At 71.3% G+C, this 20,340-nt stretch carries 16 protein-coding genes, 1 tRNA gene and 1 pseudogene; 13 read left to right on the plus strand and 5 right to left on the minus strand.

The genetic code is table 11. The features are described 5' to 3' along the window. Positions 1-12: 12 nt before the first annotated feature. The 4 genes from ABS735_RS01590 (at position 13) to ilvD (ending at position 4,555) form a co-directional block, all read left to right on the plus strand. Positions 13-945 carry a Ppx/GppA family phosphatase gene (locus ABS735_RS01590; RefSeq protein WP_373905122.1) on the plus strand — a complete coding sequence of 311 codons (933 nt, stop codon included), beginning with the start codon at positions 13-15 and terminating at the stop codon, positions 943-945. A gap of 155 nt (positions 946-1,100) precedes the next feature. Then, positions 1,101-1,949: a sugar phosphate isomerase/epimerase family protein gene (locus ABS735_RS01595; protein ID WP_373905123.1), complete on the plus strand. Its 849-nt coding sequence runs from the start codon at positions 1,101-1,103 to the stop codon at positions 1,947-1,949. After that, a complete protein-coding gene (locus ABS735_RS01600; RefSeq protein ID WP_373905124.1) occupies positions 1,946-2,557 on the plus strand; it encodes a TetR/AcrR family transcriptional regulator in 612 nt (203 codons plus the stop codon). Before ABS735_RS01595 ends, ABS735_RS01600 begins: the two co-directional genes overlap by 4 nt. A 144-nt stretch (positions 2,558-2,701) precedes the next feature. After that, a complete protein-coding gene (gene ilvD / locus ABS735_RS01605) occupies positions 2,702-4,555 on the plus strand; it encodes a dihydroxy-acid dehydratase (RefSeq protein WP_373905125.1) in 1,854 nt (617 codons plus the stop codon). A gap of 30 nt (positions 4,556-4,585) precedes the next feature. Here the strand turns inward: ilvD and ABS735_RS01610 are convergent, their stop codons facing one another. Next, complete coding sequence (locus ABS735_RS01610; RefSeq protein WP_373905126.1) at positions 4,586-6,721, minus strand: serine/threonine-protein kinase; 2,136 nt, start codon at positions 6,719-6,721, stop codon at positions 4,586-4,588. A 184-nt stretch (positions 6,722-6,905) separates the two neighbouring features. Between ABS735_RS01610 and ABS735_RS01615 the strand changes: the two genes are divergently transcribed. The 7 genes from ABS735_RS01615 (at position 6,906) to proC (ending at position 12,653) form a co-directional block, all read left to right on the plus strand. Continuing rightward, positions 6,906-7,238 carry an SH3 domain-containing protein gene (locus ABS735_RS01615; RefSeq protein WP_373905127.1) on the plus strand — a complete coding sequence of 111 codons (333 nt, stop codon included), beginning with the start codon at positions 6,906-6,908 and terminating at the stop codon, positions 7,236-7,238. A 166-nt stretch (positions 7,239-7,404) separates the two neighbouring features. Beyond that, positions 7,405-8,091, plus strand: coding sequence for a DUF4232 domain-containing protein (locus tag ABS735_RS01620; RefSeq protein ID WP_373905128.1), 687 nt, complete (start codon positions 7,405-7,407; stop codon positions 8,089-8,091). An 81-nt stretch (positions 8,092-8,172) separates the two neighbouring features. Continuing rightward, on the plus strand, positions 8,173-8,676 hold the full coding sequence (locus ABS735_RS01625) for an EamA/RhaT family transporter (RefSeq protein WP_373905129.1): 504 nt from the start codon (positions 8,173-8,175) through the stop codon (positions 8,674-8,676). Between the two features lie 348 nt (positions 8,677-9,024). Further along, positions 9,025-9,846, plus strand: a complete 822-nt coding sequence (locus tag ABS735_RS01630; RefSeq protein WP_373905130.1) for a class I SAM-dependent methyltransferase — start codon at positions 9,025-9,027, stop codon at positions 9,844-9,846. Between the two features lie 98 nt (positions 9,847-9,944). Next, the gene (locus tag ABS735_RS01635) at positions 9,945-10,775 is read left to right on the plus strand and encodes an ABC transporter ATP-binding protein (RefSeq protein ID WP_373905131.1); all 831 of its coding nucleotides are present in this window, start codon (positions 9,945-9,947) and stop codon (positions 10,773-10,775) included. Further along, positions 10,772-11,569, plus strand: a complete 798-nt coding sequence (locus ABS735_RS01640) for an ABC transporter permease (RefSeq protein ID WP_373905132.1) — start codon at positions 10,772-10,774, stop codon at positions 11,567-11,569. Before ABS735_RS01635 ends, ABS735_RS01640 begins: the two co-directional genes overlap by 4 nt. 271 nt (positions 11,570-11,840) lie before the next feature. After that, complete coding sequence (proC, locus tag ABS735_RS01645; protein WP_373905133.1) at positions 11,841-12,653, plus strand: pyrroline-5-carboxylate reductase; 813 nt, start codon at positions 11,841-11,843, stop codon at positions 12,651-12,653. Positions 12,654-12,683: 30 nt separating this feature from the next. On the opposite strand, the gene trpS is transcribed toward proC, so the two are convergent. Beyond that, positions 12,684-13,694 (minus strand): tryptophan--tRNA ligase, encoded by a 1,011-nt coding sequence (gene trpS, locus ABS735_RS01650; protein WP_373905134.1) that lies wholly within the window; start codon positions 13,692-13,694, stop codon positions 12,684-12,686. 1,596 nt (positions 13,695-15,290) lie between these two features. Here trpS and ABS735_RS01655 point away from each other — a divergent pair. Together ABS735_RS01655 and ABS735_RS01660 are read left to right on the plus strand one after the other, a co-directional pair. Further along, positions 15,291-16,070: pseudogene (locus ABS735_RS01655) on the plus strand (tyrosine-type recombinase/integrase); the annotation flags it as partial. A 175-nt stretch (positions 16,071-16,245) separates the two neighbouring features. After that, on the plus strand, positions 16,246-16,779 hold the full coding sequence (locus ABS735_RS01660; protein WP_373902788.1) for a CbrC family protein: 534 nt from the start codon (positions 16,246-16,248) through the stop codon (positions 16,777-16,779). Between the two features lie 132 nt (positions 16,780-16,911). On the opposite strand, the gene ABS735_RS01665 is transcribed toward ABS735_RS01660, so the two are convergent. The 3 genes from ABS735_RS01665 to ABS735_RS01675 form a co-directional block, all read right to left on the minus strand. Beyond that, a tRNA-Arg gene (locus ABS735_RS01665) sits at positions 16,912-16,987 on the minus strand. Positions 16,988-17,066: 79 nt separating this feature from the next. Further along, positions 17,067-18,656: an IclR family transcriptional regulator domain-containing protein gene (locus tag ABS735_RS01670; RefSeq protein WP_373902789.1), complete on the minus strand. Its 1,590-nt coding sequence runs from the start codon at positions 18,654-18,656 to the stop codon at positions 17,067-17,069. Between the two features lie 118 nt (positions 18,657-18,774). After that, on the minus strand, positions 18,775-20,073 hold the full coding sequence (locus tag ABS735_RS01675) for a M6 family metalloprotease domain-containing protein (protein WP_373902790.1): 1,299 nt from the start codon (positions 20,071-20,073) through the stop codon (positions 18,775-18,777). Between the last annotated feature and the right edge of the window lie 267 nt (positions 20,074-20,340).

The following is a 20,340-nucleotide window of genomic DNA, read 5'->3' on the forward strand; positions in this document are numbered from 1 at the left end:
AGCGTTCCGTACATGAGACTCGGTGTCCTCGACGTGGGTTCGAACACGGTGCATCTGCTGGTGGTGGACGCGCACCCCGGCGCCCGCCCGCTGCCCGCCCACTCGCACAAGGTGGAGCTGCGCCTCGCCCAGCTCCTCGACGAGGACGGGGCGATCGGCCCCGACGGCGTCGACCGGCTGGCCGCGGTCGTCCGCGAGGCGCTGCAGGCCGCCGAGGACAAGGGCGTGGAGGACCTCCTGCCGTTCGCCACCTCGGCCGTGCGCGAGGCGAGCAACGCCGACGACGTCCTCGCGCGCGTGCGCGCCGACACCGGCGTCGAGCTGACCGTCCTCACCGGCGCCGAGGAGGCCCGGCTCACCTTCCTCGCCGCCCGCCGCTGGTTCGGCTGGTCCGCGGGCAGGCTGCTGGTCCTCGACATCGGCGGCGGCTCCCTGGAGATCGCCTACGGCCTCGACGAGCAACCGGACGCCGCCGTGTCGCTGCCGCTCGGCGCGGGCCGGCTGACCGCCGCCCGGCTGCCCGACGACCCGCCCCACCCGGACGACGTCAGGGCGCTGCGCCGCCACGTCCGTACGGAGATCGCCCGGACCGTCGGCGAGTTCAGCCGCCTCGGCGCCCCCGACCACGTGGTCGCCACCTCGAAGACCTTCCGGCAGCTGGCCCGCATCGCCGGCGCCGCCCGCTCCGCCGAGGGCCTCTACGTCCAGCGCGAGCTGAAGCGTGCCTCCCTGGAGGCCTGGGTGCCCCGCCTGGCCGCCATGAGCAGCGCCGAACGCGCCGAACTCCCCGGCGTCTCCGAGGGCCGCGCGGGCCAGCTCCTGGCCGGTGCCCTGGTGGCCGAGGCCGCGATGGACCTCTTCCACGTGGAGAACCTGGAAATCTGCCCGTGGGCCCTGAGGGAGGGCGTGATCCTGCGGCGCCTGGACCACATGGGCCAGGGATGACGCGTCCGGAAAGGGGCGCGGGGCTGTATCGATGTGCGGCTCCGCCGCGCGGGCGCGAGCAAACACGAACCGTCGCGCACCCGCCGTATGGCAATCACCACAACGGCGAACAGGCACCCCGCAGCCCCCGACGTGCACCCCGTACCCTGACCCCCGTGGCAAACCCAAGGGACGACGTCCGCATCCCGGACGCGAAGGTCGCCCTGTCGACGGCTTCCGTCTACCCGGAGTCGACGGCGACGGCCTTCGAGATCGCCGCGCGCCTCGGTTACGACGGCGTCGAGGTGATGGTCTGGACGGACCCGGTCAGCCAGGACATCGACGCGCTGCGCAGACTCAGCGACTACCACCGCATGCCGATACTCGCGGTGCACGCACCGTGTCTGCTCATCACCCAGCGCGTCTGGTCCACCGACCCCTGGGTCAAGCTCCAGCGCGCCCGCGCGGCCGCCGAGAAGCTCGGCGCGTCCGCCGTCGTCGTGCACCCCCCGTTCCGCTGGCAGCGCCAGTACGCGCGGGACTTCGTCGAGGGCATCTGGCGGATGGCCGACGAGACGGACGTCCGCTTCGCCGTCGAGAACATGTACCCCTGGCGCTACCGCGACCGCGAGATGCAGGCGTACGCCCCCGACTGGGACGTGACGAAGGACGACTACCGGCACTTCACGATCGACCTCAGCCACGCCGCGACCTCCCGCACCGACGCCCTCGGCATGATCGACCGCATGAGCGACCGCCTCGGCCACGTCCACCTGGCCGACGGCAAAGGTTCCGCCAAGGACGAGCACCTCGTCCCCGGCCGCGGCAACCAGCCCTGCGCCGAGGTACTGGAGCACCTCACGCACACCGGCTTCGACGGCCACGTCGTCATCGAGGTCAACACCAGGCGCGCGATGTCCGGCGCCGAACGTGAGGCCGATCTCGCCGAGGCGCTGGCCTTCACCCGCAAGCACTTGGCGCAGTCGGCGTCCTCGGCCTCCGCGGCACGGACGGAGCGCCGGTGAGCGACGCCAACGGGGCCACCCGCCGCCGCGGCCGCCCGCCCCGTACGGAGTCCGGGGTCACCCGCGACCGCATCCTCACCACCGCCCGCGAGGAGTTCTCCGAGCGCGGCTACGAGAAGACGTCCGTGCGCGGCATCGCCAAGGCGGCGGGTGTGGACCCGGCGCTGGTGCACCACTACTTCGGCACCAAGGAGCAGGTCTTCGAGGCGGCCATCGAGGTCGCCTTCGCGCCCGCTCTGAAGGCACCCGAGGCGATCGGTGACGGCCCTCTCGACGGGATCGGGGAGCAGCTCACCCGGTTCGTCATGGGCGTGTGGGAGAACCCCACGACCCGTAAGCCGGTGCTGGCCATCGTGCGTTCCGCCGTCAACAACGACACCGCCGCCGCCGTCTTCCGCCGCCTGATCGCCGCCCAGGTGATGCGGCGCGTCGCGGCACGGCTGGAGCGCCCGGACGCGGAACTGCGCGTCGAACTGGCGGCGGCGCAGCTGGTGGGGTGCGCGATGCTCCGCTACGTGATCAAGGTGGAGCCGTTGGCCTCGGCCGACCCGGAGCAGATCGTCGCCCACCTGGCGCCGGTCGTACAGGGCCACCTCACCGGCCCCTGAGGGCGCCCGCCGACGGCGTACGGCGAGATGCGCGTCCCGCATTCCGGACACCCCGTCCCGACCCCTGGATGACCGGCGTACGCTCGACGACAGTCAGAGAACTGTCAGCGCTTCCTGGCAGACCCTCCGAAGGAGCGAGCGACGATGCCCGAACTGAGGTCCCGCACAGTCACCCACGGCCGCAACATGGCGGGCGCCCGCGCCCTTATGCGTGCCTCCGGTGTACCCGGCGCGGACATCGGGCGGAAGCCGATCATCGCCGTCGCCAACAGCTTCACGGAGTTCGTGCCGGGCCACACCCACCTCGCCCCCGTCGGCCGGATCGTCAGCGAGGCGGTCGTCGCCGCCGGCGGCATCCCGCGCGAGTTCAACACCATCGCCGTGGACGACGGCATCGCCATGGGCCACGGCGGCATGCTCTACAGCCTCCCCTCCCGCGACCTGATCGCCGACAGCGTGGAGTACATGGTCGAGGCCCACTGCGCCGACGCCCTGATCTGCATCTCCAACTGCGACAAGATCACCCCGGGCATGCTCAACGCGGCGCTCCGCCTGAACATCCCGACGGTCTTCGTCTCCGGCGGCCCGATGGAGTCCGGCCGCGCCACCCTCGTCGACGGCACGGTGCGCACGCTGGACCTGGTCGACGCGATGTCGGAAGCGGTCAACGACAAGATCTCCGACGCGGACATCCTCCGCATCGAGGAGAACGCCTGCCCCACCTGCGGCTCCTGCTCCGGCATGTTCACCGCCAACTCGATGAACTGCCTCACCGAGGCGATCGGCCTCTCCCTGCCCGGCAACGGCTCGGTCCTGGCCACCCACACCGCCCGCAAGGCGCTCTACGAGAACGCCGCCCGCACGGTCCTGGACCTGACCCGCCGCTACTACGAGCAGGACGACGACTCGGTCCTGCCCCGCAACATCGCCACCCCCGCGGCCTTCGAGAACGCCATGGCGCTCGACATCGCGATGGGCGGCTCCACCAACACGATCCTGCACCTGCTGGCCGCCGCCCAGGAGGCGGAGGTCGCCTACGGCCTCACCGAGATGGACGCCCTCTCCCGCCGCGTCCCCTGCCTGGCCAAGGTCGCGCCCAACGTCGCCAAGGACCGCACGTACTACATGGAGGACGTGCACCGCGCGGGCGGCATCCCCGCCCTCCTCGGCGAACTGCACCGCGGGGGCCTGCTCAACGAGGACGTGCACTCCGTCCACAGCCCGTCCCTGGCCGACTGGCTGAAGACCTGGGACGTGCGCGGCGGCTCCCCCTCGAAGGAGGCCCTCGAGCTGTGGCACGCGGCCCCCGGCTGCGTCCGCTCCGCCGAGGCCTTCTCCCAGTCCGAGCGCTGGGACTCCCTGGACGAGGACGCCGAGGGCGGCTGCATCCGCTCCGTCGAGCACGCCTACTCCGAGGACGGCGGCCTCGCGGTCCTGCGCGGCAACCTCGCCGTGGACGGCTGCGTCGTCAAGACGGCCGGCGTCGACGAGTCGATCTGGACCTTCGAGGGCCCGGCGGTCGTCTGCGAATCGCAGGAGGAGGCCGTCCAGAAGATCCTCACCCAGCAGGTCGAGGAGGGCGACGTCGTCGTCATCCGCTACGAGGGCCCCAAGGGCGGCCCCGGCATGCAGGAGATGCTCTACCCCACCTCGTACCTGAAGGGCCGCGGCCTCGGAAAGGCCTGCGCCCTGGTCACCGACGGCCGGTTCTCGGGCGGCACCTCGGGCCTGTCCATCGGCCACGCCTCCCCGGAGGCGGCGGCCGGCGGCACGATCGCCCTGGTCGAGGACGGCGACCGCATCCGCATCGACATCCCGAACCGCTCCATCGAGCTGCTCGTGGACGACGCCGAACTGTCCCGCCGCGAGCAGGCCCTGAACGGCGTGTACGCCCCGAAGAACCGCGACCGCAAGGTCTCCGCGGCCCTGAAGGCGTACGCCGCGATGGCCACCAGCGCCGACAAGGGCGCCGTCCGCGACGTCAGCAAGCTGGGCTGACGCCCCTGGCGAGGGACCCGGGGCCCCGCCCTACCAGGCGCCCGGGTCCCGCCCCGCCACCCCGAACACCGTCCCGTCCGGCGCCCCGGCGTACACATGCCCGCCCGCGAGCAGCGGCGCCGGCAGTGACGCGGGCACCTTGTCGGAGTCGGAGCCGAGCCGCGGCCGGGTCTGCCCGAGGAGCCTGCCCTTGCGCGCGTCGACGCCGAGGAGCCGCCCGTCGGGCGCGGTGACGTACACGTGCCGCCCGTCGGAGACCGGCGCCGAACCCCGGCTCACCCCCGTCTCCAGCCGCCACGCCTGCTTCCCCGCCGCCATGTCCACGGCGACCAGCGAGCCGCCCGCGCCCATGAGGTACACGGTGTCCCCGCGCACGCCCGCCGACGCCGACGCCTGCTCGACCGGGATCGGCAGCGTCACCCGCCGGGTCGCCCCGGTGGCGGGCGTGTAGCGGACCACGGCCTTGACGTCGCCGTAGGTCGCCCCTTCGGCGACGAGGAACACGGAACCGTCCGCCGCCCCCACGGGTGTCAGCGCCCCCGCCAACTCCGCGTCCCAGCGCACGTCCCCGCTCCCCGGATCCACCGCGGTGACCCGGGTCCCCTCCCCGTCCGCGCTCTGGCTCGTCGCGTACGCCGCCGGGTGCCGCTCCCCGGCGAACGAGGTGAAGTACGGCACCGCCTGCCCGGGGATCCGGTGCGTCCACTCCGTCCGCCCCGAGGCGCTGTCCACGCCGGTGACCGTCCCGTCGGCGCGGGTGAGCAGCAGCATGTCGCCGACGGTACGCAGTCCTTCGTACGCGGGCATGTCCTCCTGCCACTCCGGCTCACCCGTCGCGGGATCGAGCGCCTCCAGCGGGCCCAGCAGGCCGACCTCGGGCTGCACGAGCCCACCTGACACGACCGGCGGTTCGCTCCGCACGGCCTCCTCGACGGGGTGCCGCCACAGCGTGCTCCCGTCGGCCGGATCGACCGCGAAGACCAGACCGGGCCGCGCGCACAACAGCCGCCGCGCCGCGTACGAGCACTGCGGCATCCCGCCGCCCTTCGCCGCGGGCACCGCCTCCCACGCCCCGAACCCGCCCGACGCACTCTGCCCGGCGGGCGTGCCCGCGGGCTCGGCACCGCCGAACGCCTGCACGGCCACGAGGCTCCCGATCACGGCGAGCCCCAACGCCCCGGCGACGAGCGCCGACCGCTTCCCCAGCCGCCGTACGAGCCGCCCGGACCGTGCGGACGGCTCGGCGGGTACCTGCGGCGCGGCTTCCTCACCGGCCTCCCGCGGGACCCCGGCCCGTTCCTCCCGCGGTGCCGGTACGAACACCTGCGTGTCATAGGCCGCCGCCACCGACCGCAGCTCGCGCATCAACTCGTCCGGCGTCGGCCGGTCCTCGGGCTCCTTGGCGAGGCAGCGCAGCACCAGCGGCGCGAGCGAGTCAGGTACCCCGGTCAGATCGGGCTGGTCGTGCACGACCTGGTAGGCGACGACGTACGGACTGTCGGAGTCGAAGGGCCCGCGCCCGGTCGCCGCGTGCACCATCAGCGACCCGAGGGTGAAGACGTCGGCCGCCGGCCCCACCTCCCGGGGCCGCCGGAACTGCTCGGGCGCCATGTACGGCGGCGTGCCGATCAGCTTTCCGGTCTCGGTACGCAGTTCGCTGTCTTTCGGCCGGGAGATGCCGAAGTCGATGACCTTCGGACCGTCCTCGGCGAGCAGGACGTTGCTCGGTTTCAGGTCCCGGTGCACGACGCCGACCCGGTGGATGTCGCGCAGCGCCTCGGCGAGCCCGGCCATCAGCCGGCGCAGCTGGGGCTCGTCCATCGGCCCGTTCCGCTTCACGTGCTCCGAGAGGGTCGGGCCGGGGATGAACAGCGTGGCCATCCAGGGCCGGCCGGCCTCCGGATCGGCGTCCACGACCGGCGCCGTGAAGGCACCGCTCACCCGCCGTGCCGCGGCCACCTCCTGCCGGAAACGCCCCCTGAACTCGGGGTCCCTGGCATACGTCGCGTGGACGACCTTGACCGCGACGCGCATCCCGGAGGTGCTGCGGGCCAGATGCACGACGCCCATGCCGCCCGAGCCCAGACGGGACTCCAGACGGTAGTGACCGGCGTACTCCGGAAGTTCCGCTTCCGCGTCCGCTCCGGCATCCCGCTGCGGCGCCATGGAACCACCCCCGTGCTGTTCGTTCGCGCGAGCGACGTTCGGAGCCTAGTCGATGGGGCGTACGGGACAGAGGCGGCCTGCCGACCTCCGTGTGCGAGGTGCGAACTGGTGTTTCATGGCTTGTTCTTGGGGTATCAACGGTCCCCCACGAAAGTCGTGGGGTGCAACGGGGGGAGTTTTTCTCATGTCGGTCGACCAGCTCCAGAACATCGGTGGCGGGGAAGAGGAGGCAGGCGGAGCGAACGAGGGAGTCGTCGCGGCGGCCGCGGCCCTGGGCTCCTACCCGGTCGCTCCGGGCTACCGCCTGAACGTCCGCAGCGGCCCGGGCACCAACTACTCCCTGGTGCGGGTCCTGTCCGAGGGCGCCAGGGTCGCGATCAACTGCCAGCGCGCGGGGGAGTGGGTCTCGGGCCCCTACGGCACCTCGAACATCTGGGACAACATCGGCAGCGGCCAGTACGTCTCCGACGCGTACATCCGCACCGGCAGCGACGGCTACGTGGCTCCGCGCTGCTGACCGTGCCGCCCCGCTGACCTTGTAACAGCGTTGTCCCAGCGACGTACTAGGAGGTCGCCGGGAGGAACGGCGTGCCGGGCCGAGTGGCTCTTCATGGTCGGAAACGCCGCCCGCACCGAAGGGTGGGGGCGGACCGGCACGCCAACCGACTCTGAGGTAGACAACGATGCGCGTTCGCAAGCCGACCCTCGCCGCCATGGCCCTCGCCGCCGGTCTCTCGCTCACGGCCTGCCAGAACGACGACGGCACGGACCAGAGCGCCACCCCGCCCGCCGCCTCCGCTCCGTCCTCCGCGGACGGCGGCTCGGGATCGGCCGGAACGGGATCGGCCGGAACGGGATCGGCCGGCTCGGACCAGGAGGGCGGGACGGACTCCGAGGGGAAGACCCCCAACGGGACCGGAGGGACAGGCGGGGCCGCCGAGGACGGCGAGGCCGCCAAGTGCCGCACCGACGAGCTGGAGATCACGGCGATCGACGCCACCGTCGGCGGCGACACCGAGGGCACCGTCGCGGTGGACCTGAAGAACGGCGGCGGCCGGGACTGCACGCTCGCGGGCTACGCGGGCGTCGACCTGAAGACGAACGCGGGCTCCCTGTCCGCGAAGCGCACGGGCGAGGAGGCCCCTCCGGTCGTCCTCGCGGACGGGGAGACGGTGACCTTCGGCATCACCTACCCGATCAACGACTCGGGCGGCTCCGGCGTCCGCATCACGGGACTGGTCGTGACCCCGCCGAACGAGACCAAGTCGGTCACCCTCGACTGGCCGGGCGCCGCCACGCTGCCCGTCACGGACGGCTCGGGCACCCCGGTGCAGGTCGGCCCGATGGGCAGCGCCGGCCAGGGCGGCTGACCGCACCGCGGGCCCCACGGGGTTCGTCCGGTATGCCGGGGCCGCCCGGGGCCCGCGCCGCCCCGGCGCCATAATCGACCCGTGAGCGCAGAGAACGGCAAGAACGGCACCCCGGACACCCCTGCGGGCCCCCGCCCCGAACCCCTCCGGTTCTACGGCACGACCTGGGTGAACCACGACAACGGCTACACCACCCGCCGGGCGGGCCTCGCCGTCGGCTCGCTCGTCGTGGCGGCCGCCGCCTGCTTCGTGCTCCGCGTCGCCTACCAGGGCCTCCGGATCGCCGACATCGGCAGCTTCGTCTCGCTGCTGATGATCGTGATGTTCGCGATCTGCAGCGCCCTGGCCTTCCGCCACACCTGGTCCGGCTTCACCAGCCGCCCCGACCCCGACCGCCAGGCCTCCATGCGCGGCCTGCTCGCCATCGGCTTCGTCGGCTCCCTCCTCGCCTACTTCTTCCGCACCTTCACCGAAGCCCCGGGCGAGAAGCTGCACCGCGCGGAGTACGAGAAGGCCCGCGAGGAGTACGAGAAGCGCACCACCCGCCGCACGGGCAACCCGTCGAAGAAGCGCCGCAGGAAGTAGCGGAGAGACCGGTACCGAGGAGGCGGGGGCGCAAGCAGGGAACCGAAGGGCCGACCGGAGCCGGGGACTGGGAGTCGGGAGGCCGGCCCCGGGGGCCGCGGGCGGGGGACCGGAAGCGGGAGAGCGGAGCCAGGGGCCGCAGGCGGGGGTCGGAGTCGGCGGGCTGGAACCGGCCGGCAGGTCGGGCCGGGGGACCGGAGACGGGCAGCCCAAGCGGGAGCCCGGAGCCGGGGGACCGCGAGAGGTGGACCGCGTGCGGAGGGCCGGAACCGAGCGACCGACGGCCCCTCCCACGGCGCTCTCGGAAACCCCTACCCCGCCCCCGGCCCACCCGGCCACCATGGCCGTATGACGACATCTCTGCCCCCGGACGACTCGGCCGCTCCAGCCGCCGCCCCCGCGCAGGCCGACCACAGCACCCGGGCCCACTCCTTCAACGCCGCCGCGGCCCAGTACGCCGCCAACCGCCCCTCCTACCCGCCCGCCCTCTTCGACGCGCTGGAAGAGCTGACCGGCCGTCCCCTCAAGGGCTCCCGCGTCGTGGACGTCGGCGCGGGTACGGGCCTCGCCACCGCCCGCCTGCGCGAGCGCGGCGCCGACGTGATCGCCGTGGAACCCGGCGCCGGCATGGCCACCGAGTTCCGCCGCACCCTTCCCGGCGTGCCCGTGGTCCGGGGCAACGGCAACGCCCTCCCTCTCGCCGGTCACAGCGCCGACCTCCTCACCTACGCCCAGTCCTGGCACTGGACCGACCCCACCCTGGCGGTCCCGGAGGCGCTGCGCGTGCTGCGTCCGGGCGGCGCGCTGGCCCTGTGGTGGAACACCGACGCCCTCGACGTGCGGTGGATCGCGGAGTCGGCCCGGCGCGTCGACCGGCACTTCGCGGGCCAGAACCTCTCCGCCGAGAAGCGGAACATCGAGGCGCGTTTCGCCGACCCCACCGGCAGCCTCGACTTCGTCCACCGCGAGATCCGCTGGAGCCGACGCGTCCCCCTGGACGTCCACCTGGCCAACCTCGGCAGCCACTCGGTCTTCCTGACCGACACCGAGGAACGCGCCGCGGCCTTCTTCGCCGAGGAGCGCCGGCACCTGCTGTCGGTCTTCCCGGACGGCCTCGTCGAGGAGACGTACGACGTCCACCTCCTCCTCGGAACGGCCCCGACGGCCTGACGCGGCGGCTTGACGCGACGGTCTGACACGACGGTCTGACACGGCGGCCTGACGCGGCGGCTTGACGCCATGGGGCGCCCGGGAGGAGTATTCATCACATGATGAATTACTCGACGGGACACTCCTCCCGGCCCCCCGACGGGCAGGGCGACGACCCCGCCGTACCCGCCGTCCACGCCGAAGACCTCACCGTCGTCCGCGGTACCCGCACCGTCCTGCGCGGCCTCGGCTTCACCGTCCCGCGCGGCCGGATCACCGGCCTCCTCGGCCCCTCAGGCTGCGGCAAGTCGACCCTGATGCGGGCGGTCGTCGGCACCCAGGCCAAGGTCACCGGCACCCTGGACGTCCTCGGCCGCCCCGCCGGCCACCCGGCCCTGCGCACCCGCATCGGCTACGTCACCCAGGCCCCGTCCGTCTTCGACGACCTGACCGTCCGCCAGAACCTGGACTACTTCGCCGAGATCCTCCACCCCGGCCGGGCGGCCTCCGCCCACCGCCGCGAGGACGTCACCCGGGTCATCACCGACGTCGACCTCACCACCCACGCCGATGCCCTGGCCGGCAACCTCTCCGGCGGCCAGCGCAGCCGCGTCTCCCTCGCCGTGGCCCTCCTGGGCGCCCCCGAACTCCTCGTCCTCGACGAACCGACGGTCGGCCTCGACCCCGTACTCCGCCGCGACCTGTGGGCCCTGTTCCACTCCATCGCCGCCGACCGCGGCGCCACCCTCCTCGTCTCCTCCCACGTCATGGACGAGGCCGAGCGCTGCCACCGGCTGCTCCTGATGCGCGAGGGCGAGGTCCTCGCCGACGACACCCCCGACGCCCTGCGCACCCGTACCGGCTCCGAGACGGTCGAGGAAGCCTTCCTCCACCTGGTCGACGAGGCGAAGGCGAAGGCGGCGGCCCGCACGAAGGAGACCACCCGATGACCACCCCCACGGCCCCCGCACCCGCCGGTACGACGACCCCGGCCCCCACCCGCCCCCTGAGCCTCACCCGCACCACGGCCACCGCGACCCGCGTCCTGCGCCAGCTGGGACACGACCCCCGCACCATCGCGCTCCTGATGCTGATCCCCTGCGTGATGCTCTTCCTGCTGCGCTACGTCTTCGACGGCAGCCCGCGCACCTTCGACAACATCGGCGCCTCGCTCCTCGGCATCTTCCCGCTGATCACGATGTTCCTGGTCACGTCCATCGCGACACTGCGCGAGCGCACCTCCGGCACCCTCGAACGCCTCCTCGCCATGCCCCTGGGCAAAGGCGACCTCATCGCGGGCTACGCCCTCGCCTTCGGCGCCATCGCCATCGTCCAGTCCGCCCTCGCGACCGGTCTCTCGGTCTGGTTCCTGGGCCTGGACGTGACCGGCAGTCCCTGGCTGCTCCTCCTGGTCGCGCTGCTCGACGCCCTCCTGGGCACGGCGCTCGGCCTCTTCGTCTCGGCCTTCGCGGCCTCCGAATTCCAGGCGGTGCAGTTCATGCCGGCCGTGATCTTCCCCCAACTCCTCCTCTGCGGCCTCTTCACCCCGCGCGACAACATGCACCCGGCCCTGGAAGCCGTCTCCGACGTCCTGCCCATGTCCTACGCGGTGGACGGCATGAACGAGGTCCTGCGCCACACCGACATGACCGCCACCTTCGTCCGCGACGCCCTGATCGTCGCCGGCTGTGCACTCCTGGTCCTGGCCCTGGGCGCGGCGACTTTGAAACGCCGAACGGCATAACCAACCAGCCCGTCCAGCGCTTGAGGACGAGGCCGTCCAGGCCGAAGGAAGGGGGCTGGGGGCGCAGCCCCCAGGGACGGGAACGGGAAGGGGCGGCGGGGGCGAGAGAAATTCCTGCAGCACCTGCCACACCGTTGCCACACCGTCCCGCGGACTGGACGCGACGCCCCACCCACCCCCCTGAATGCGAGGATGACGGCGACGGACGACGCACGACGCACGACGCACGACGCACCCAAGAACACACAGGGCACCGGAGGGCACCCAACCCATGACCCAGAAAGTCGCAGTCCTCGGCACCGGCAAGATCGGCGAAGCCCTCCTCAGCGGCATGATCGGAGCCGGCTGGGCCCCCGCCGACCTCCTGGTCACCGCCCGCCGCCGGGAGCGGGCCGACGAACTCCGCGCCCGTCACGGAGTCACCCCGGTCACCAACGCCGAGGCCGCCAAGTCCGCCGACACCCTGATCCTCACGGTCAAGCCGCAGGACATGGGCACCCTCCTCGAAGAACTCGCCCCGCACGTCCCGGCCGACCGCCTGATCATCAGCGGCGCGGCGGGCATCCCGACCGCCTTCTTCGAGGAGCGCCTCGCTCCCGGCACCCCGGTCGTCCGCGTCATGACGAACACCCCGGCCCTCGTCGACGAGGCCATGTCCGTGATCTCGGCCGGCACCCACGCGACCGCCGACCACCTCACCCACACCGAGGAGATCTTCGGCGCCGTCGGCAAGACCCTCCGCGTCCCCGAATCCCAGCAGGACGCCTGCACCGCGCTCTCCGGCTCCGGACCGGCGTACTTCTTCTACCTGGTCGAGGCCATGACCGACGCCGGCATCCTCCTCGGCCTGCCCCGCGACAAGGCCCACGACCTGATCGTCCAGTCCGCGATCGGCGCCGCGAAGATGCTCCGCGACAGCGGCGAACACCCGGTCAGGCTCCGCGAGAACGTCACGTCCCCCGCCGGCACCACCATCAACGCCATCCGCGAACTGGAGAACCACGGCGTCCGCGCCGCTCTCATCGCCGCCCTGGAGGCCGCCCGCGACCGCAGCCGCGAACTGGCCTCCGGCACCAAGGACTGACGTGGCACGCCCTGCCACCGGCCCCCGCGCCTACCGGGCGGCGTTCACCGGTGGCAGCAACCCGATCGCCCGGTAAGCCGCGTCCACGGTGGGCCGCGCCATCGCCCGAGCCTTCTCGGCTCCGTCCCTGAGTACGCCCTCCACGTACCCGGGATCGGCGCACAGCTCCTTGTGCCGCTCCCGTACCGGCCGCAGCACCTCGACGACCGCCTCCGCGGTGTCCTTCTTCAACGCGCCGTACGAGTCGTACCCACCCGCCAGCTCCGCCGGGTCCCCACCCGTACAGGCGGCGAGGATCTCCAGCAGGTTCGCGAGCCCCGCCCGCTCCTCCCGGTCGTAGACGACGTCACGTCCGCTGTCGGTCACGGCCCGCATGACCTTCTTCCGCACCACGTCCGGCTCGTCCAGCAGATAGACGATCCCCGGCCCGACGTCGTCGCTCTTGCCCATCTTCGAAGCGGGCTCCTGCAGGTTCATGACCCGAGCGGCCACCGCCGGACCGGTCGCCCGCGGCACCACGAACGTGTGCCCGTACCGCTGGTTGAACCGCACCGCGAGATCCCGCGCCAGCTCTACGTGCTGCGTCTGGTCGTCCCCGACCGGCACCTCGTCCGTCCCGTACGCCAGGATGTCCGCCGCCATCAGCACGGGATACGTCAGCAGCGACAACCGCACACTCCCGCCCCGCCCCCGCTCCCGCACGGCTTTCTCCTTGTACTGGATCATCCGCCGCATCTCCCCGTCGGTCGCGACGCACTCCAGTACGTACGACAGCCGGGCGTGCTCGTCCACGTGACTCTGCACGAACACGGTGCACAGCTCGGGATCCAGCCCCGCCGCAAGCAACAGGGAGGCCGCCTGCCGGCTGAGTCTGCGCACCCGCGCCGGGTCGTGGTCCACGGTCAGCGCGTGCAGGTCTACGACGCAGAACAACGCGTCCGACCGGTGCTGGTCCACCGCAGCCCACCGCCGCATGGCGCCCAGGTAGTTCCCCAACGTCAGGTGCCCGGTCGGCTTGACCCCGCTGAAGACCCGTGTCATCTCTCCACCTCCTGGTCAGGGCCGCCGCCACCCGCCGGCCGGCCCCTCCTGGAGGGAGATACGAGAACGGCCGCCGAAGCGGCGGCCGTCGAGTGCATACGTGTGTACGGCCGCCGTCAGGCGGCCCACCAGAGCTGGCTGCACATACGCGTCATCACGAGCCCCACAGTACGCCCGCGCACCCCGCACCACCCGGGATTTGACACGACTGCTCGGCACTCCTAATGTTCTCCGAGTTGTCCGACGTGAGCGCCGACCCCGGTCGGTCCCCGGACAGCGATTCCGCGGGTACCAACCACTCTTCGACGAACAGTCGCGTTGTCGGCGTCGTCGTCCTGTCGGTGCGTGTATTTACGGAATGAGGAATCCACGTTCGAAAGAACGCGACCCCCGATTAGCTCGGGAGCCGGGAGTCCGCTAGAGTCTCACCTCGTTGAAACGGCCCACGGGCCGCGAAGACAACCCCCTCTGACGGGGAATCAGAGCCCGAAAGGATCTGATAGAGTCGGAACCGCCGGAAAGGGAAACGCGAAAGCGGGTACCTGGAAAGCACCGAGGAAATCGGATCGGAAAGATCTGATAGAGTCGGAAACGCAAGACCGAAGGGAAGCGCCCGGAGGAAAGCCCGAGAGGGTGAGTACAAAGGAAGCGTCCGTTCCTTGAGAACTGCGGCTGGATCACCTCCTTTCTAAGGAGCACTTCTTACCGGGTCCTTCGGGACACGGTCAGAGGCCAGTACATCAGCGAATGTCTGATGCTGGTTGCTCATGGGTGGAACGTTGACTACTCGGCACGGTTTTCTTGATGGATCACTAGTACTGCTTCGGCGTGGAACGTGAGTCCGGACAGGGACCGGGCCGGGCACGCTGTTGGGTGTCTGAGGGCACGGCCGTGAGGCTGGGTCTTCGGTTGCCGGCCCCAGTGCACTCGGGAGTTTTTTCCGGGGTGATGGGTGGTTGGTCGTTGTTTGAGAACTGCACAGTGGACGCGAGCATCTGTGGCCAAGTTTTTAAGGGCGCACGGTGGATGCCTTGGCACCAGGAACCGATGAAGGACGTGGGAGGCAGGTGCGGCTGGATCACCTCCTTTCTAAGGAGCACTTCTTACCGGGTCCTTCGGGACACGGTCAGAGGCCAGTACATCAGCGAATGTCTGATGCTGGTTGCTCATGGGTGGAACGTTGACTACTCGGCACACTTGACCGGCTTGAATTCCTAGTACTGCTTCGGCGTGGAACGGAAGGAAGAGCGGCGAGGGTGTCGGGCACGCTGTTGGGTGTCTGAGGGCACGGCCGTGAGGCTGGGTCTTCGGTTGCCGGCCCCAGTGCACTCGGGAGTTTCTTCCGGGGTGATGGGTGGTTGGTCGTTGTTTGAGAACTGCACAGTGGACGCGAGCATCTGTGGCCAAGTTTTTAAGGGCGCACGGTGGATGCCTTGGCACCAGGAACCGATGAAGGACGTGGGAGGCNCCAGGCCCGCTGGACCATGCGCTGGAAGACCGCGCTGAACGCCTTCGACATCACCTTCGACGGCCGCCTGTCGGCAGCCCGCCAGTAACCCCAACTACCCCAGTTACACCGCACGTTTGACAGACCCTTTCCTCGTCCGCCTGGAGAAGGAGACGACCGCGGCGACCGCCAAGGAGTCCCACCGCGTCCTGCGGTCGGCGCTCTCCTCCGCTTGCCGCGAGGAACTGATCACACGCAACGTCGCCAAGTTGGTCGAGCCACCCCGCACCGACAATCGTGAACTGAAGCCCTGGACCCTCGGCGAGACGCTCGACTTCCTCGCGGCATCCCGCAAGGACCCGCTGTACGCGGCCTTCGTGCTCGCCATCGCCATGGGGCTCCGCCGTGGAGAGATCATCGGCCTGCGCTGGTCGGACCTCGACCTTGACAACCGTGTTCTCTACGTCCGCCAGCAGACGCAGCGGCGTCGGGGTGTCCTCTACGACGACGATCCGAAGAGCCGCCGTCGCCGGGCCGTCCCGCTGCCCGCCCTCTGCATCGCGCACCTGCGCTGCCATCGGATGCGGCAGGCGGCTGCTCGGGTCAAGGCGGGGGAGCAGTGGCAGGAGTCCGGCTATGTCTTCACCACCCGTACCCGCCGCCAGGTCGAGCCGCGGAACGTCTACCGCTCCTTCACTCGCGTCGCCGAGTCCGCCGGCCTCCGCGTGATCCGGCTGCACGATGCCCGCCACGGCACTGCCACGCTTCTCACGGCGGCCGGAGTCGCACCCCGCGTCGTAATGGAGATCCTCGGGCACTCTCAGATCAGCATCACCATGGACGTCTACACCCACGTCGTGCAGGACACCCAGCGTGAGGCTATGAGCCACGTGGACCGGCTGCTGCGGAGGCGTCCTGGTCGTCAGTGACCAACGGAGTTGAAGCACGTAGGTATCAAGGGCCCCGGACCGTCATTGGTCTGGGGCCTTCTGGCGGGCCAGCAGCGATTCGATGACGCCGCTTGATCGCAAACTTCCTTGCGGACAGACTGCTCTCCATGGGATCAGTAGGCATGGCCACCGACGCGCAGATCAGGAAGCTGCGATGAGCGCCGACCTGCCCTTCTTCCGGTATCACCCGGATCCCCTGGCAAGCGGGTCCATCCGCGCGTCCGTAGAGTTATGTGCCTGCTGCGGCCGCAGCACGGGCTGGATCTACACGGCCACCTTCTACTCCGCGCAAGAGGTCAGCGGACGCTTCTGCCCCTGGTGCATCGCAGACGGGAGCGCGGCTGATCGCTTCGCGGGTGAATTCACCGATTCCTACGGGCTCGACGGCGTGAGCGACGACGTGCTGCACGAGGTCACCCGCCGCACACCCGGGTTCCACGCTTGGCAGGATCCGCACTGGCTCGTCCACTGCCACGACGCAGGTGCCTTCGTGGGTGAAGTCGGGTACACCGAGTTGGCGCAGCATCCCGAAGCCCTCGACCAGCTGCGGGCCGACATGCGCATGGACGGCTGCCACGACGAAAGCCAGGTCGAGCGCATCTTGACCCACCTCGGCGAGGGGATGACGGCCATGCTCTTCCGGTGCACCGTCTGTGGCCTCCACTTCGCCTACGCCGACGCATCCTGAAGATTGTCCCGCCGTTGCGAGTCCGCGACCTCAGATGAGGACGCAGGCGACAGTGACCGCCCGCGTTGATGTCAGACGTGGATGCCAGAAGGGGCCCACCTCCGAAAACCCGGAGGTGGGCCCCTTCTGAACTGGTGCCCCCGGCAGGATTCGAACCTGCGACACCCGCTTTAGGAGAGCGGTGCTCTATCCCCTGAGCTACGAAGGCGGGGCCTGCCGCTGTGGGCGGCGGTGCCAACAGGTTAGCGGATCGGAGGCGGGGGTGGAGGGGGAGCCCGGGGTGTGGGTCACGTCGCGGGGACGTGGACGAAGCGGCCCGCTACGCGTAGGTCTGCCTCGATGTCGCCCGCCGTTCGGGTCAGCTCCGGAAGGATCTCCGTTTCGCAGGCCGTCGTCGTGCGGCGGGCCGCGTGCATGGCCACGTTCAGCGCCGCCACCACTCTCCCCGTGCGGTCGCGTACCGGGACGGCGATGGCGCGCAGGCCGGCTTCCAGTTCCTCGTCGACCAGGGCGTAGCCCTGCGTCCGGGCCTCGGGGAGGGCCAGCAGGACGCGGCCCAGTGCCGTCGCGTGGGCGGGGAGACGGGTGCCGACCGTGACGCGGGCGCTCAGGACGCGGGTCGTGGACGCCCGGGCCGTGTACTGGATCTCCTCGCCCGAGTCCGCCAGGACGGCCAGCGAGGTCGATTCGTGGACGCGGTCGGCCAGGGCGGTCAGGTGGGGCTGGGCGATCTCGGGGAGGGAGGTGTGGGAGAGGGGCGGGAAGCCGAGGGACAGGACCCGGGGGGTGAGGGCGAAGGTGGCGTCGGGGGCGGGGGCCACCAGGCCCGCGTGCGTGAGAGTGATCAGGGCCCTGCGTGCGGTTGCCCGGGCCAGGCCCGTCGCTTTCGCGACCTGGGTCAGGGTGAGCGCGGAGCGGCCCTCGCCGAAGGCGGTGAGTACGGTCAGGCCGCGGGCCAGGGACTCCACGAACTCCCGGCCCAGTTCTTGTTTTGATGCGCCTGTCCAGGTGGCCAGGCCCGCGCGGGGTGGGCCCGGGGCCGGGGGAGGGGCCGTGCGCAGGTCGGTCTCCATCGCCGCCACCGCCGTGCGCAGGCGGGGGAGCAGGGCCGTCCGCAGGTCCGGTGCCGTGTGGCGGCTGGTGTGGCTCACCACGCTCGCCACGCAGGCCACCCGTCCGGTGCCCGGCTCCCGAACGGGGACCGAGAGCGCCACCAGGCCCGGTTCGATCAGCTGGTCGTCCAGTGCGTAGTCGTCGGTCGCCGCCGCGGACGTACGGAGGGTGAAGTCCTCGTCGGGGGCGGGGTTTTGGAGGGGAGGTACGGCGGGGAAGGTGTGGTCCGCAGGGTCCGCTTCCCGGCGCTCCCGCCAGCGGTGCCAGTCGGGGTCCGTCCATTCCGTGGCGAAGAGGGGCCCGGGGGCCGTGCGTTCGGCCGGGAGCAGGTCGCCGATGCGGAAGCTCAGGGACATGGCGCGGCGGCGGGTGGCCTGGTGGATGAAGCGGATGCCGTCCCGGTCGCCGACCGCCAGCGACACCGACTCGTCCAGTTCGTCGGCCAGGGCGTCGGCGCGGGCGGAGAGCAGGGTGGGGAGGCGGAGGGCGGCGAGGTAGGCGTTGCCCAGTTCCATCAGGCGGGGGGCCAGGGTCACGTCGCGGCCGTCCAGGCGGACGTACCCCATGCGGGCGAGGGTCGCCGTGAGGCGGTCGACCGTGGAGCGGGCCAGGCCGGTGGTCTTCTCCAGGGCGCTGAGACTGAGGGTGCCGTCGTTCGCCTCGGTCAGCCGGCGGAGTACGGCGATGCCGCGCAGGAGCGGTGTGACCGCCTCGGCCGGCGCGACCGCCTCGGCCGGCGTGGCGTGAGTGGTGTGGGCGGGCATCGACTCTCCGGTACGGCGATCACGGCAGGGCGCCTACGGTAGCCCGGTCCCCGGGAGTGCCCGTGAGCACCTTGGTGCTCCTCGCGCCGCCGGCCCACCGCTCCCGCCGCCCGGCCCCTCATTTCCGGGTGACCCGGATCCGGACGTCTCCCCTCCGGTCCTTCTCCGACACCTTGATCGTGATGCCCTTGCGCGGGTCCTTGAAGGTCTCGCCCTCGGTGAAGGCGGCGTCCGAGAGTTCGGCGTGGACGTTGGGGCTGCGGGTGCAGCCGCCACTGTCGCGCCGGGAGTCGTAGACCCGTACCGGGCCCATTCCGGTGTCGACGTCCGCGTCGACCTTGTAGATGAGTACGCCGGGACGGCACACCGTCGCGTCGTTGCCCTCGCGGGTGCGCAGTTCGACCGCGTAGCCGGACGTGCCGCTCAGCGGGAGGACCACCAGCTTGTCGCCGCCCTTGCGGGCCAGCGGGGTGAGTGTGTACTCGGTCGTCCCGGGCGCGGACGCGCAGTGCACCTGCGTGCGGTCGAGCCAGCCCAGCTTCCACTTGTGCCAGCCGAGGAGGTCGTTGTCGGCGCCCCAGTCCTCGCTCATGATGTCCCAGTGGCCGACGGCTCCGCCGCCCTCCTGGGTGTAGAGGTCCGGGAGGCCGAAGACGTGGCCGTTCTCGTGGGGGAGGACCCGGTAGCCGGTCTCGTCGTAGGAGCCGGAGCCGTCGTCCTGGCGGGAGTAGACGAAGGAGGCGTTGGCCACCGGGACGCCGTCGGCGACCGGGGCCTCCTGGTTGCCGGCGAAGGTCACGGACAGGACCGTGTCCAGGGCGGAGGGGCCCGCGTTCGGGGTGACCAGGACGTTCACGAGGTCGTACGAGCGGAAGTCGACCTTCGAGTCGGCCGCCGCGACCAGGTCCTGGACCAGTTTGCGGTAGCCGGGTTCGAAAGGGGCGCCGCGTTCTATGCCGTACTCCGCGAACGACTTGGGCATCCGCAGCCAGTCCCGGATCGGGGTCTCGGGGTGGTAGTCGAGGCGGCCGTAGCTGCTGGTGCGGAACCACTCCTCGGTCTTCGGGAAGAACTCCGCGTACCGGTCGAGCGCCTTGCCCTCGCCGGGCGCGTCGGAGAAGTCGATCATCAGGTTGAGGGCGCGGACGGTGCCGGTCGAGCGGGCGTAGCCGGTGGAGGTCGGCACGCCCTCGGACATCTGGATCTCGGAGCCGCCGCTGATCATGCAGGGGCCGTGCGCGGAGGAGCGGGAGAGGGCGGCGGGGCCGGGGCCCGCGGTCGAGGTGCCGGGTGCGAGCCGGCCGGTGCCGGCCGAGGTGCTGAGTGCGAGGGTCAGGACGGCGACGGTCCCGGCCGCGGCCAGCCGGCGCGGGCGTATGCGGCGGCTCGGCGGCTGCGCCTGCCCGTGCGGCTGCATGCGGACCTCCCCGTGCCACGGCAGCCGCCCGACACCGGCTGCGCCCTTGGGCTCACCCTGTGCCGCCGGGTGGGCGGGCGCGCGCTGGAGAGGCCGATCGTGGGTTTCTCACCGGTAGCCGCCGACCGGGGGACGGGCCGGACCGTGATGTGACTCAGGTCACTGAAAAGTTCTTCGGGGGCGGGAAATAACCGGGGATCGTTTCCCCGTTCAGACCTGTGTCCGAGCGAAACGGGGATTCCCTCCCCGGATCGTGAACCCAGTCGT

The organism is Streptomyces sp. MMCC 100 (assembly GCF_041538145.2).
Lineage (GTDB): Bacteria > Actinomycetota > Actinomycetes > Streptomycetales > Streptomycetaceae > Streptomyces.